The 15,584-nt window shown below is 26.7% G+C and carries 8 protein-coding genes and 1 pseudogene; all 9 read right to left on the reverse strand.

Going from position 1 to position 15,584, the window contains the following annotated elements; genetic code table 11:
• Nucleotides 1-95: 95 nt before the first annotated feature.
• The 9 genes and pseudogenes from ACQPVP_RS07420 to ACQPVP_RS07460 all read right to left on the reverse strand — a co-directional run bounded on the left by ACQPVP_RS07420 (nucleotide 96) and on the right by ACQPVP_RS07460 (nucleotide 15,367).
• Nucleotides 96-5,882 carry a beta-N-acetylglucosaminidase domain-containing protein gene (locus tag ACQPVP_RS07420; protein ID WP_430848656.1) on the reverse strand — a complete coding sequence of 1,929 codons (5,787 nt, stop codon included), beginning with the start codon at nucleotides 5,880-5,882 and terminating at the stop codon, nucleotides 96-98.
• A gap of 207 nt (nucleotides 5,883-6,089) precedes the next feature.
• Nucleotides 6,090-7,202 carry a 5-methyltetrahydropteroyltriglutamate--homocysteine S-methyltransferase gene (locus ACQPVP_RS07425; protein ID WP_430848658.1) on the reverse strand — a complete coding sequence of 371 codons (1,113 nt, stop codon included), beginning with the start codon at nucleotides 7,200-7,202 and terminating at the stop codon, nucleotides 6,090-6,092.
• 162 nt (nucleotides 7,203-7,364) lie between these two features.
• Nucleotides 7,365-8,276: a LysR family transcriptional regulator gene (locus tag ACQPVP_RS07430; protein ID WP_430848660.1), complete on the reverse strand. Its 912-nt coding sequence runs from the start codon at nucleotides 8,274-8,276 to the stop codon at nucleotides 7,365-7,367.
• Nucleotides 8,273-9,790: a sulfite exporter TauE/SafE family protein gene (locus ACQPVP_RS07435; RefSeq protein ID WP_430848662.1), complete on the reverse strand. Its 1,518-nt coding sequence runs from the start codon at nucleotides 9,788-9,790 to the stop codon at nucleotides 8,273-8,275. The genes ACQPVP_RS07430 and ACQPVP_RS07435 overlap by 4 nt, the downstream gene beginning before the upstream one ends.
• Nucleotides 9,791-9,952: 162 nt before the next feature.
• Nucleotides 9,953-11,026: pseudogene (locus ACQPVP_RS07440) on the reverse strand (ATP-binding protein).
• A 283-nt stretch (nucleotides 11,027-11,309) separates the two neighbouring features.
• Nucleotides 11,310-11,990 carry a response regulator transcription factor gene (locus ACQPVP_RS07445; RefSeq protein WP_430848664.1) on the reverse strand — a complete coding sequence of 227 codons (681 nt, stop codon included), beginning with the start codon at nucleotides 11,988-11,990 and terminating at the stop codon, nucleotides 11,310-11,312.
• 155 nt (nucleotides 11,991-12,145) lie between these two features.
• A complete protein-coding gene (locus tag ACQPVP_RS07450) occupies nucleotides 12,146-12,460 on the reverse strand; it encodes a hypothetical protein (protein ID WP_430848666.1) in 315 nt (104 codons plus the stop codon).
• An 88-nt stretch (nucleotides 12,461-12,548) separates the two neighbouring features.
• Complete coding sequence (locus ACQPVP_RS07455) at nucleotides 12,549-13,058, reverse strand: ferritin (RefSeq protein ID WP_430848668.1); 510 nt, start codon at nucleotides 13,056-13,058, stop codon at nucleotides 12,549-12,551.
• Between the two features lie 113 nt (nucleotides 13,059-13,171).
• The gene (locus tag ACQPVP_RS07460; protein ID WP_430848670.1) at nucleotides 13,172-15,367 is read right to left on the reverse strand and encodes a phosphatase PAP2 family protein; all 2,196 of its coding nucleotides are present in this window, start codon (nucleotides 15,365-15,367) and stop codon (nucleotides 13,172-13,174) included.
• Nucleotides 15,368-15,584: the final 217 nt, after the last annotated feature.

Consider the following 15,584-nt stretch of genomic DNA (forward strand, 5'->3'; position numbering starts at 1 on the left):
AATAAAAAACTCCTTCTTAATAATAATTAATTATTTCTAAGAAGGAGTTTTATTTATTAGTTTAATTAACCTTATTTAATTATATAATATTAATTTTATTTTCTCTTTAAAAGAAGTGCTATACCAGTAAAACTAAATAATAATCCTAATAATCCTGTAACATTAAATCTAGAACCAGTATTAGGTAATTTTTTAGATGATGTATCACCAGTTTCTCCCTTAATAATAATGTCTTCTTCTGAATTTGTATCATATTCATCATTAGTTTCTTTTAATTTAGCATCATCGATAACTTTGGATATTTTATTGCACATATCATCTATAACCTCTTGAGTCACATTTTCATCTCTAAATAATTCATGTGCTTTTTCCAAAAGTTCTTGTATATCTTCTACACTTTCAGGTATATACTTGTCTATATTTTCAATAAGTTTTTCTAATTTTTTAATTTGAGTTTCAAGGTCTTTTTTATCAAAACTTTCACCTTGATCTGGCTTATCTTCTTTTAATTTAGAGTTATCTATAGCCTTTGATATTTTATTACACATATCATCTACAGATTCCTGAGTTGCATTATCTGCCTTATATAATTCTTGTGCTTTTTCTAAAAGTTCTTGTATTCCTTCTATACTTTCAGGTATATACTTATCGATATTATCAATAAGTTCTTCTAGAAGTTTAATTTTAGTCCCAAGATTTAATTTATCAATAGTTTCACCTGGATCTGGTTTATCATCTTTTAATTTAACATTATCTATCGCTTCTATTATCTTTTCACACATAGCATCTATCATTTCTTGAGTAGCATCTTCAGAGTTATATAATTCTTGTGCTTTTTCCAATAGTTCTTGTATCTCTTCTACACTTTCAGGAATATATTTATCTATATTAGATACAATATCCTCTAATGCTTTAATTTTAACTTCAAGATTTGATTTATCAATAGTCTCATCTGGCTTATCTTCTTCTTTTAAAATAATACTTTGTTTAGCTTTTAGATTATTTGTATTTTTAACAAGGCTATTTAACTTTAGTTCTCCAAATAAAGTATAAACTCCAGCTTTATTTCCATCAAAATTATTTATATCCCATATTACAGGAACTAATAATTCAAGTAATAAATTTCCAACTTTTATATTTACATTACTCATTTTATCAAGATTTAACAAATCTATATTTGTTGGAATTATAGCTTCTTTCTGTTCATGATCTTCTACACTTTCTAATTCAGATTCTTCATTGATAATTTTACCCATAACTTCAAGTTCATTTATTCCAACACCATTACCTAATGCAGATGAATTTAATTCTTCAAATATAAATCTTATATATCTTGCTGAAACCTCATTATCTAATTTAATAGTATCAACTGGATGTGATGCTCCTCCACTTTCATGTTCTTTTTCTTCAACTGTCACCCATTCTTCCTGATCTGATGATATTTGAACTTTATATTTTGTTGGAAATACTAAGTTGAAATATGAGATAATAACTTCTTTTATAATAGTTGGTTTTTCACCTAAATCAACTATTATCCATGCATTCTCATCTGCACTATCACCTTTTATAAAATTAGAATCCCATTTTGTTGATTTATCTCCATCATTAATATAACTTTTTAATCCATTAGATGTTCCTGATACTTCTAGATTTTTATTAAGTGCAATATTTGAAGTTTCTGTTATCTTTACTTCCAATGCATTGACTAATTCTTTAAGTTTTTCCACTTCTGAGTTAATTTGCTCTTGTGTAGCTTCTTTATTATCTAATAAAAGCTCTGATTCTTTAAGAGTACTATTTAGATTATCTACACTTGATTTAGTATAGTTGCTTAGATCCTTTTCTTTTATCTCATTAATTAAATTGCTTAATGCACTATAGTCAACTTCTACCTCATCTATATATTTTCCCATTATCATTAATTCAGTAATACCTACTCCATTACCAGCAGCTACATTATTCAACTCTTTAAAAAATAATCTTAGATATCTAGTACTTATTGGAGTTTCAAAATCAATTGAATCAACTGGAGATGTTGGTCCATTATGATTTTTTTCTATCTCTTTTATAGTTTCCCAATTTACATTATCTTTAGAGATCTGAATTTCATAATCAGTTGGATAAATTTTATTAAAATACTTAACAATTATCTGTGTAATTTCGTTTTTATCTTCACCTAAATCAATTGTTATCCATGCACTATCATCTGCATTATTTCCTTTAATGAAATTGCTATCCCATTTTGTATTTTCATCTCCATCATTTACAAAGTCTTTATTCCCATCACTTGTTCCGGATACTGTAACTGCCTTACCTAAAGCAATATTATTAATTTTATCTTTTGGTCCGTCACTAATTATATTGTCTACATTTACTCCAATATCATCACTTGTGCTTTCTCCATATTTGAACATTAATTCGTATATAGAAGGAGTTTCACCTGCTTTCCACTCTAATCTAACAGATAAAATGTCATCATATTCTTTTGTATCTACATCTATAATACTACTATTTAAATCTGATATATCTTTATAACCATTCTTAGTATTTATTTTCATAACCCCATTTGATGGTTCTTGTAAAAGTAAAATATTATCAACATTTGTATTTTCACTAAATATATATTCTATATAATCAGTATTACTTACAGGATCTTTTTGAGTAAATACAGTTGAAATATCCTTATCATTAACTTTATTAATACTACCTTTTAGACTACTATTTAAATTACTTAATATTTGACTTTCTACAGATTTATTTATTTCGATTTCATGCAATTTTAAATAATATCCTGTATTTCCTGTTATATAAATCCTTAAATACCTTGCTTCTTTACCCTCTCCATTTGCAGTTACATTTCTATATGGAACTTCAAATACACTATTATCATCTATAACTTTTCCAATGCTTGTCCATTCCTTGTTATCCTTTGAAATTTGAATTTCAGCATTATATAACCTAGGATTACCATCTGATGTAATAACTTTCACATCATAAACTTTACTTGTACTTCCTAAATCAAAAGTAATATAATCACCAATAGCTTGTTCTTCGTTAGTCCATGCAAATGTAGATAAATCATTATCAAATAGATTTTTATAATCCCCTTCTTTTAATCCATTTGTTAAATTTGTTTCCATTATTTTAGGATTTACTTTTAAATTTGTAATAGATACACCAAATTCATTTATATCCAAATTAATATTTACATTTGTTTTATTTATTAATCTAATATATTTTAAATTTGCACTTTCCTCTTTAAATTGACTCCACGTATTGCCATTAATTGAATATTCAATTGTTAATCCTTCCTTAGAAACTTTATTAACTAAATTAGAAACCGTACTTATATCCTCTAACTTTATCCCTACATATTCATTTGCTCTTAAAGTTACATTATTCAAGTTGCAAATACTATTTTTACTTCCATTGATAGTTATAGGAGTTTCCTTTAATACTTCAACATTTGTATATACACGTGGTTGTTTTTGATCCTCCCTATTAACAGTAAACTCTCGAATATATGTCCAATAAGGCTTTACCTTATCTTTAATTAAACGCAATCTCACATACCTAGCTTCAAAATTTAAATCCTCTAAATCAATTCTTACCTTATTACTGTAAGTATTAATTTCATTCCATGTAGTTCCATCAGTTGAATATTCTAAAACAGCTTCATGAAAATAATCATGATGAGTATCATTCATTGCTTGTAATATATGAAGATTTTTTACTGATATAGTTTTCCCCATATCAATACCTATATAATCACCATCAGCTTGATTTACAATAAATGATGCACTTGTTCCTTCATCCCCATCAAATATTTTCGATGTATTTGTGTTATCTACTTGTTCCACCCCACCCATAACTGCATATATACTTGGAATAAAGCTATCATCTTCTACACCAAATATAGAAAATATATCATTTTTTACATAGTTAATCATTTTAGAAATAAATGGTGTCAATTGTTTACTTCCAGCTTCTGCATATACACTAGGTATATCCTCTGTAGTTAAATAAGTATACTTAGTTTCAAAAGCTTTGGTTGCTATTCTAAATGAGTCCCAAGCTTCACTCTTTTTATTATTTAATATTGAAATCATACTTTTTAAAATTTCTTTACCTGATGTTGCAACATCCTCTAATGATTTAAGCCATGGGTCTAATTCTTTTAGTAATTCATTATTTGTACAATTGTTTCTCATTTCTTCTATAGCTGCTAACATATTATCAAACTCTTTAATTAATTCTAGTAGTTCTGGATCATCTGCCGTCAATGTTTCCATTTTACTTTTTTCAACTATACTATCTAATTTAGTTTTTAAATACTCTGACTCATTAAATCCTGGTACACGTGAAGATTTCGGTGCATTAGCAATATTTCTAGCTATTGTTAAATATGCCTCCCTTACTTCTGGCTGTAAATATTTAAATGAATCTTCCCAAACTTTCTGTGAATTACTTAAATAATTATTGTTATTCCAATTTAATGCAGCAAGTTGAAATAAAGCAACTTTATTAGACTCTGCAAATCTAGAAGGATTTGATACAAAGCCAGCCATTCCATTTACATTATCACGTGCATAATAAGTAATATCTCCTAAGTAAATTCCTGATTTAGCGTGCTCATTTACTGGATAGTTTAGCCAAAATACAGGTTTATGATCTGTTTTTTCTTGTAAAAAATTAATTGTTTCTTGAGTAATAGGAGAATTTACATCATCCCCTGTCCAATATAAATCAATTGTCTCATTTAAACCCTTCAATACTCTAAGTTCTTCACCATTACCTGACCATGCTTTATTGTATCCCTGTGGGCAATAAACCATTCTAGAACAACCTTTTTTCTGTATAAATTCATTATCAAGACGATTTAATAAATCTACTACATCTTGATTAGAACCACTACCGAAATCATCATTTAGTATATCAAATTTACGAACTCCAATGTCATATAACTGTTGAAACTTTGCTATTAGCTTTTGATATCTTATTTCATATTCCTCTTTGTCAGAAACATTTAATCCACTAAAAAATCCTGAAATATGAACCGACCAACCATACCGTACCTTTGTTTTTTCCCCTAATTTTACAAGCTCTTCAATCTTAGCTAATTCCTCTGCTGGATACAATTCATCCCATTTACTAGTATGATAAGGATCTGTTTTAGAAGCATATACATATGAGTTCATCTTGTAATCCTTCGCAAAATTCATTAAACTTTCACGTTCATCATAATTCCATCCTCCGTAAAAACCCTCTATAAAGCCACGGGTTGCTACACTAGCATAATCTTCAATTTTAGCATTTAATAGTTTCATATTATTAAATGAAGATAATATCATCTTTAATGTTGATACTCCATAAAATGTACTATCTGTATCTTTACCCAATATTACAATTGTATCTTCCTTTATGTCCATTAAATAAGCATCTGGATTTTCAAATAAATTTTCATTACTTATTGTTATATTATTTTTTACATACTCATCAACCAATTCATTTGAATTATTAACACCTAAGCATAAATTTGTTTTGCCATCACTTAGCTTGTCATTTAAAGTGTAATCAATTTCATATTCTGCTAATACTTCTTCTACATATAACTTTGTAGGATCATCAACCCCACTTTCTAAAACTAAATTCACTTCTTTACTTAAATTAAATGAGGTTTCATCTTCATCATATTCAATGTTTTGTGGTATTGGATAAATTGAGTACTTATTAGATTCGTCAGAGGTTCCATCCGTATTTTTTTCATTTTCTATAGCATATACTTTAAAAACTGGAGGTTGAAGACAAATTCCTAATAAGATAGTTATGCTCAAAGTAAATGCTACAATTCTATTTTTACAATCATGTAGCTTTTTTTTCATAAATTTACACTCTCCCTTCTTATTTATAAATATTGAATATATATGAACCTATCTTTGTAAATGATAACATAATATATTATTTTATTCCATAAATTAGCAATATATTTATTATTATTAGCAAATAGATTACATTTTTAATAAAAAAATAGAATAGCTATCATATTAGTAAATATTTATAATATGATACTATCCTATATTTTTATATTATTAATTCCAAACTTCTTTAGCTATTTCTTTGACTAGTTTTAATTTTGCCCACTGTTCTTCTTCTGTAAGCTTATTTCCCTCTTCAGTTGATGCAAAACCACATTGTGGGCTTAAGCATAACCTTTCTAAAGGAATATATTTTTCCGCTTCTTTTATACGATTTATTATATTTTCTTTACTTTCAAGTACAGGTGATTTTGTAGTTATAAGTCCTAATACCACTTTTTTATTATTACTTATATATTTTAATGATTCAAAACCACCTGAACGCTCATCATCAAATTCTAAATAAAAAGCATTTACATTTTCATTTGCAAAAAGATCTTTTGCCACCCTATCATATGATCCTTCACAAGCCCATGTTGAATGAAAATTTCCACGACATATATGAGTATTAATTACCATATCCTTAGGTTTTCCTTCAATAGATAGATTATTTATTCTAATTAATTTTTCAATTATTTTTTGTAATCCATCTTCATTTGTTCCCAGAATAAAACATGCATTTGGATCAACACATACTCCCCATGTGCAATCATCAAATTGAAGATTTCTACATCCAGCCTCATATAAATCTCCAATAACTTTTTTATATCCTTCTGCAATATCATTAATAAGCTCTTCTTCATTAGGATATATTTCCCTAGTCTTTTTTATATTATCTGCTGTAATCATTTGAAATAAAAATTGTGCTGGTGCAGGTATTGTTTGACGTGCAACTGTGTTTTCATCTTCAAATTCTTTTACAAATTTAAAATGCTCTACAAAAGGATGTTTATTAACAGAAACTTTTCCTGTAAGGAATGTATCATCAATTAATGCTGGTTCTCCATGAAACGGAATGCCACTCTTTGTTTTTTTATGTCCAACTCCATTAAATGCCCACATAAAATCTAGATGCCAAGAACTTCTTCTGAATTCTCCATCAGTAATAACTGGTAGGCCAACTTCTTTTTGCTTTTCAATTAATTCTATAATAGCCTTATCTTCTACCTTCTTTAATTCTTCTTTTTTTATGTTTCCTTCTGCATAATCTTTTCTAGCTTTCTTTAAATAGTCTGGTCTTAAAAAGCTTCCAACAATATCATATTTAAATGGTGAATTTTTACTCATATTAATTCTCTCCTATCCCTATCTATATTATAAACTTAGTATAAATTAATTTTTTATAATTGAAAAATACAAAAAAATATACGTTTAATATAGCTTTAAACTATATCAAATGTATATTCTATTCTTAATACTATATCAATTTATAAATTATAAAACTGAGTTTTATTTCATATAAGCACTAACATGATTCCTTAAAGCCTCCATGTATGCCTTTCCATATCTACTTAGAGACATATTCTTTTGTAGAACAGTACCAATACACATATATTCATCCACCATAAGTGGTCTTGCAATTATGTTTTCTCCATTAAGTTCTTTGCTTATTACTCCTGAACTTACAGTGTACCCATTTAAACCAACTGCAAGGTTAAATAAAGTGGCTCTATCCCTTACCTTTATATTTTTATTACGATCAAGTGTGCTTAAAATCTCCTCTGAAAAATAAAAGGAATTATAGTCTCCTTGCTCAAAGGATAGGTATGGATAAGCTTCTAATTCTTCTAAAGTAATTACATCCTTTTCAGCAAGTGGGTGCTTTGAACTAATAAATACATGCGGTTTTGCCACAAAAAGTTTTTCAAATATCAACCCATTTTGCTTAATAATTTTCAAAATTACCTCTTCATTTTTAGATGAAGTATATAAAATTCCTATTTCACTTTTTAATCTACTTACATCATCAATAATCTCATAAGTTTGAGTTTCTCTAAGAGTAAAATCATAATGATTTCCACCAAACTCTCTAATAACATCTACAAATGCATTTACAGCAAAAGAATAATGTTGAGTAGATACTGAAAATCTTGGACTTTGTTTCTTTATATTTAAGAATTTTTCTTCTAAAAGATTAAATTGCTCTAGGACTTGTCTAGCATATGCAAGAAATTCATTTCCTTCATTTGATATCACAATACCTTTATTAGTTCTATTAAATATAGTAATTTGCATTTCTTCTTCTAATTCTTTAATTGCATTAGTTAAACTTGGCTGAGAAATAAATAATTCCTTTGCAGCACTACTTATGGTTCCCTTGTCTGCAACGGTTACTACATATTTTAATTGCTGTAATGTCATAACTTCTCATCTCCTTTTAATTTATTATATAAGATATTATATTTAACATCAATTGTTTGTACACTATCATTTAAAGTTGATGTTCCTATTAATCTATCTGTTTCTACCTTTGAAATAGGTATTCCATAAAACTCCACTTCTTGTTCATTAGGAATATTCTCTGAAACCTCGTCCTGCTCTATGCTACTTAAATCATCAACTACTTTTAACACTCCTCTTTTCATTCCCATCCAACAGCTATAATTAATATCACTATCTTCTGATGTAAATGTAATTGTATTAGTACCACTGGTAAGTTTTTTACTAATATTCATTGATGGTATAATTATTTCATTGTTACAAGAAGTAATTCTATCTCCTTCTATAATAAATTCTGTAGGAGTATCCCTTTGAATATAAATTACTTTAGGGGTATAACCAGAAGTATTTGCAGATACTCTTATAATCTGTTTATCATCAACTATTTCTGCTTTACTTCCTTTTATATTTTTATCATTTGAACTACTAGCTACAGAATTACTTGATACAATTGTTGGAATATTTATTCCTAAAAGTGTTAATCCTCTTGAAGACATAGAAATACCAAGTACAATAATTATTAATCCACTAATTTTTATTAGCCTACTAGAATTTTTTTGACTTAAAGAGTTAGTAATAACCCCAAACATTAACATTAAAGGAATTGTCCCTAATGCAAAGAAAAACATAGAAGCAGCTCCCATTAAAATACTTCCAGTAGCTAGAGCATATAATTGCATTGTTTGTAATGGTCCACATGGCATAAATCCATTTAATAATCCAACAATAAAAGGAGTACTCTCTTTCTTTTTAATACTACATTTAGAAAAAGGTAGTTTAATTGATAATTTTCTAAAGGATTTAAATCCATACATATTAAGACCCATTACTACCATAAATATCCCAGCAACTAAAGCAATAACGGCTTGTCCACTTAATGATAAAGATATCACTTGTCCAATTGCACCTATAATTCCTCCTAAAACTGTATAAGAAATTAATCTCCCAATATTATATTTTAATGCCGACTTTAAACTTTCAAATTTGGAACCTTTATCAATAGTTATACTTTGACTCATCATTATTCCACCACACATTCCCACACAATGAAGTGATGATATTAATCCAATAATAAACAATGTTATAAATCCAGCATTATTCATTAGACTATCTGATATATTATAACTTCCAGAATTTTTACCTAGTCTCAATATTAATAATGCCACAATAATAATTCCTATAATATAAATCCATTCTGCTTCTTTTTTATTATTTCTTTTTTTATTTATTATGCTATATCCATATTGATTTAAGATAGTGTTTATATTTTTTTTATTACATAACTCTAAATCATACTTTATTACTACAGTAGATTCTAAATAACTTGCTTTTACTGACTTAACCCCTTTTAATTTTTTCAATTCTTTTTCAATTCTTTTTTCACATGATCCACATACCATTCCATTTACATTTAACTTTTCATTTTTTATATTCATAGTAACCTCCTTAATTTAATTATGTAAAACACCAATTTCACACTAATAAAATAATCATATTTATTATATTTTAAGGTTAATTTCCCTATGTATTATTATAAAAAAAAGATATGTAGATTATATAAAGAAAAAGAACCCTATAAAAATAGAGCTCTAATTATATTAAAAAATTATTTTAAAAACGCTTCCTTTTCCAACTTCACTTTCAACAAAAATATCAGCATTATGGCGTTTTAATATACTCTTTACAATAGTTAATCCAATACCACTTCCTTCAACAGGATTTCTACTCTTATCCACTCTATATAGTCGTTCAAAAATATATGGTAAATCTTTTTGGCTTATTCCAATTCCTGAGTCTTTAATTATAATTACTATTCTTTTTCCTTCTTTCATTAAACAAATATTAACCTCCCCATTAACTCTATTAAATTTTATTTAATTATTAATAATATTAATGACTACTTGTCTCAATTTATCTTTATCACCATTTATAATATAATTATTATTCTTATCAATTTCACACGTTAATTCAATATTTTTGTTATGTGCTTCTAACAGAAACTCTTTATATATGTCTAAAATTACTTCTTCTAAATTTACTTTCCTGATACTTAACGTATAATTTTTTGATTCAAAATCCTTTAGCACGTCTAAATTTTCTAATAAATTTCCAAACCTAATAACTTCTGAGTTTAATTTCATAAGTCTATCTACAGTAATTGGAAACACTCCATCAATCATTGCTTCTAAATTGTTTTGTAAAACATTTAAAGGTGTTCTTATCTCATAAAAAATATCACTTACTAGTTGCCTTCTTAATAAGTCCTGATTATTTAACTTTTCTGATAGTGTATTTATACTAGCCTTCAACTTATCCATCTCCCTTATTTTAGTATTACCATTGAACTTAATATTAAAATTACCTTGTGATAGTTGAGCTGATATTTTCGAAACCTCTGAAATTGGTTTAGAAAATTGCTTAGCTAAATAAATACTTATTAATATTACTATACTTATTGTTAATAATGTACTTATTAGTATACTTTTATTTATTGATGTTATAAAAGTAGTATCTTCTTCTGTTAATAATATAGATGAATATTGCCCTATCTCTATATAACCTACAATTTCATTATCGTATTTTATATTAAAAATTTTTGATGTAAAAACTCCCTTTTCTTCTCTATGCATATTATTTAAAGAAAAATCTTCAACTAAGTTATCTGGATTCATTCCCCATATAATATTCTTATTTGAATCCATAAGAGTTAAACAATAATTATTCATAAAAGCTTCATGAATTAGCTCATTGCCTGAATCAATACTAAAGCTTTTTTCTTTCTTATATATTTCTTCAAAATAAGTTACTACGCTATTATATCTTTTTTCTTGGACCTCATTCATGTATTTTTTAAATTGAATATTTATAACTATATTAACAGCAATAATAGTAAAAATAATTGTTAATATAGAAGTTGCTATAAAGCTTACACCTATTTTTTTCTTATAGATATCACTAAAACACACCGCCAAATCGATAACCGACCTTCGTAACTGTAATAATATATTTAGGATTTTTTGTATCACTCTCTAATTTTTTTCTTAGATTTTTTATGTGAACATCAATAGTTCTATCAAATCCATCAAAGTTATCTCCGAATACATTATTTATAATTTGTTCTCTTGTTAAAGCAATGCCTCTATTTTTTATAAGGATATTTAATATATCAAATTCATTTGGAGTAAATGCTAATTTATTATCATTAAGTTTTACAATTCTTCTTTCTGAATCGACTATTAAAATTCCATCATCATATAAAAATTTATTTTCTTTTTTATCGAACCTTCTAAACAATGCATTTACTCTAGCTATCATTTCTCTTGGACTAAAGGGTTTTATTAGATACTCATCAGCACCCATATTTAATCCCTCAACCCTTGACTCTAAGTCTCCTTTTGCAGTTAACATAAATATGTAAGCCTCAGACTTCTCCCTTAAAATCTTACATACCCTTTCACCACTTATATCTGGCAACATTAAATCTAATATTACCAAATCAAATTTCTTTGATAAAAATATATTAATTGCTTCAATCCCACTTATTGTATGATAAACTTCATAACCTTCTTTTTCAAAATATGCCTTTAGGATCTCTGCAACTGACTCTTCATCTTCTACTAACAAAATGCTAAACAAACAATCACCCCACTAATTATCTCATACCTAATTATACATATATAATATAAAGAATTTATGTAGTTAATAAAAAAATACTTCTATATAATTTCCTAAAGAGTAAAAAAAATTGTATAAGATTAACTTAAATATTTAATCTTATACAATTCTCTTAGTTATTTTATTTCTATTGTTTTCTCATATAGAAATAAATCTATATTTACTTTTGTTGTATCATCACCTTTTTCTATCTTAACGAATCTATTTAAGAAACTAGGAATTTCTTCTTTTATATCTTCTAAACTAGAAATATTAATATTATTTATATTATTAATTTTTTCCTCTATTATCTTTCCTACTGCAAAATTTCCTGATAAAAGTATTCCTACTATAGCTATAACAATAGCTAATTTTACAACCTTTTTTATTACTGCAAATATAAATCCAATTATAATTATTATTCCAATTATGACTAGTATATTATTATCCATTAATTACTCTCCTTACACATATTTTAACATTATCTAAATAATAAAATATATATAAAAAGAAGTCAATAATTGACTTCTTTTTATATAATTAATTATTTGTATTTTGTGTGTACACTCTTGTAGCTAATTCATCATCCATTAAATAAAGTCCTGCTGGATTGTCTTCAATTCTTCTTACTCTCTTTACTAATGAATTAAAGCTATTTTCTTCTTCAACTTGTTCATCTATAAACCATTTTAATAAGCTAATTGTGGAATGTTCTCTTTCTTCATAAGCAATATCTGTTAATTCATATATTTTTTTAGTAACTAATTGCTCATGTTCATAACCTTTTTCGAAAACATCAATTATTCCATCATAATCTGATTTTGGTTTATCTACCTGTTCTAATACAACTGAACCATTTTTTTGATATACATAATCATATATCTTCATGGCATGATCTAACTCTTCCTTTGCTTGTACTCTAAAGAAATTAGCAAAACCATTTAAATCTATTGATTCACAATATCCAGCCATAGCAAGATATACGTATGAAGAATAGAATTCAAAGTTAATTTGCTCATTTAATGCTTTTAATAACTTTTTACTTAACATAAAATATGTAACCTCCTCTATATAAATTATATTCCACTACTATTTTATACCTTTTTTTATTATATTTACAATAAAAAAAGGTATAATTTATTATATTATTTCTTTTAAATTATTTATTTTTTCTTTTTATATATCAATGATCCACCAATAGTTGTTAATACTCCTAATATAATTGATATTCCAGTATTAGTACCACCTGTTTTTGGCAACCCACTTGGCTTATTTACATTTAAATTATTATTACTATTTGAATTAGAGTAAGTATCTGGAATAACTGGATTTCCTGACCTTCCTACTAGATTATTTATAGCATTATTTAAATTAGTTATTGCTTCTAAAACTTCTTCAATATTTATATTATCCATAGATAAAATTAACTTTGCATCATTTTTAGTAGCTTCTAAAGCTTTATAACTTTCAGCAGTATAATTATCTTCCTTAAGTAATTCTACTTTTTTAATTAAGGCTTTTAATTCTTCTATATTAACATTTAATTTTTCATTATCCTTAACGACATTAGTATTTACTAAATATACTCCATCTTTTTCATAAACTATTTTAGGATTATAATCATTTGATAAGCCTAAAAATTCAATATTATCAAATTGACTATTATCTTCTAATTCTGTATATTCAATTATTTTAATTTTATCATTTACTTCATAACCATCTTCAATATTTACTTTTAAATTACCATTAAGCGATGCTTTTCCTTTTATAACTAAGCAATCCGAATTACTTTCTAAATTCAGATCTAAAGTTCCATCAGAATCTTGAATGAAATCATCATTAATTATAACATCATCTTCAACTTTTTCTGAGAGCGTCCCACCATTATTTTTCACTTTCCCATTACCAAATGCAGTTGATGAATATGCTATAAGTGAACCATCTTCTAAAATTGTTCCACCATTATATGTGTTATCTCCTGCCAAAATTAAAGATCCTGTCCCTTTCTTTTTTAATTGTCCATCTCCATCAATATCATTTAACCACATGTCTTCATAATTAAATCCACCTAAACTAGCATCCATATTAACAGTTACATCTGTTTCAAAAGAACCATATCCATTACTAGCCTCATATAAATTTAATCTTCCCCAGCCTTCTGTATCATCTAAAACAGGATATCCTGAATCTATTCCAGTTGTTTTTAATACATATCTACGTTGAAGTTCATCTAAATATGGAAAACGAGTTTCTAATAACACTTCAGCCCCTTTTGGAACTACCATTTCATTACCACTAGTCCCTACTTTTTCAAAACCATATGTTAAACGTTCTAAGTAAATATCTTTATTCATTTTATAATTTTCTATTTTTTCCTCTAATGGTTCCTCTATAAAATATTCTGATGTTAATTCACGACCTTCAGAATATGCTTTTTCTTTTAATTCAGTATTATCCGTATCATTTAAAATAGCTGCCGCTAATGCTGTTCCTAAAACCCTACCTCCAATTACATCTAAAGATGAATGCATACCAGCTAATATTCTAGAATTACCTATATCAGAAGCATTTATTAATAAATCTTTGTATTTTTCTGGTACAGCATAAGCTAAAGCATAAGAAGCTAAATAAGCAGCATTAGTATGTCCACTAGGAAATCCTCCATCACTTTGAGCCTCTTCTACAGGTTTCAAAACAGGTTTCAAAGTATCAAGAACAGTCACTTCATCACTCCATCTAAAGGGGCGCATATATGCAAAATAATTTTTACTTGGATTAGAAGTAGAATAACTGCCTCTAAGTTCATTAACTAAAGAAACTATGCTTCCTAATTCACTATCTTCATCTGCCCAATTCCCATTACTATTACCTTTATCGTTATATTTTAATTCTGTAGCATCCTCAGGAATCACATCAGATATACTAGTTTCTGCATTAGTTTTATCTTTGAATACAGAAGCATATTCTCCTAATCCCTCAATAGAACTATAGCTTTGATGTCTTCTATCAAATAAGTAAGTTTTAATTTTCTCTCCTTCTGTTAAATGAGAGGTAATCTCTATTGATTTTTGAATGTTAACGTCTAAAATATCTTCATTTAATTTAGTGCCATTATCCCAAGAATCACCTGGTTCCCATAATTTCAAAAATCCAGATAGTAATCCTAAACTGGGATTTGTTTCAGGCTTATTACTATTTGGATCTGTATTCTTTTTATACTCATCAACAAAATATCCATATATAGCTTTTTGTGGTTCAATAGATTTATTATCACTTGTTGCAGCACTAACTGTTATAATGCTTTGACTTGTTATGGAAATTGTTAAAGCTACTATGATACATTTGGTTCTTTTACTCATTAATTCTTCCCTCATTTCTAAATTATATGAAAACTTATATTTTCATCTTCTTTTATATTTTATCGTAAGAAATAAGTTTTTAGTGTTAAAGCTCATTTAATTTATGTTAATATATTCTAAATTATGTTAAATTTAAAGTTAATATTGTTAAGTATACGTTAAGCTAATGTAATTACTTTTTTTACATTATTTAATTACTAAAATAGTGGTAAACTTT

Source organism: Clostridium nigeriense, assembly GCF_050585265.1.
GTDB lineage: Bacteria > Bacillota > Clostridia > Clostridiales > Clostridiaceae > Clostridium > Clostridium nigeriense_B.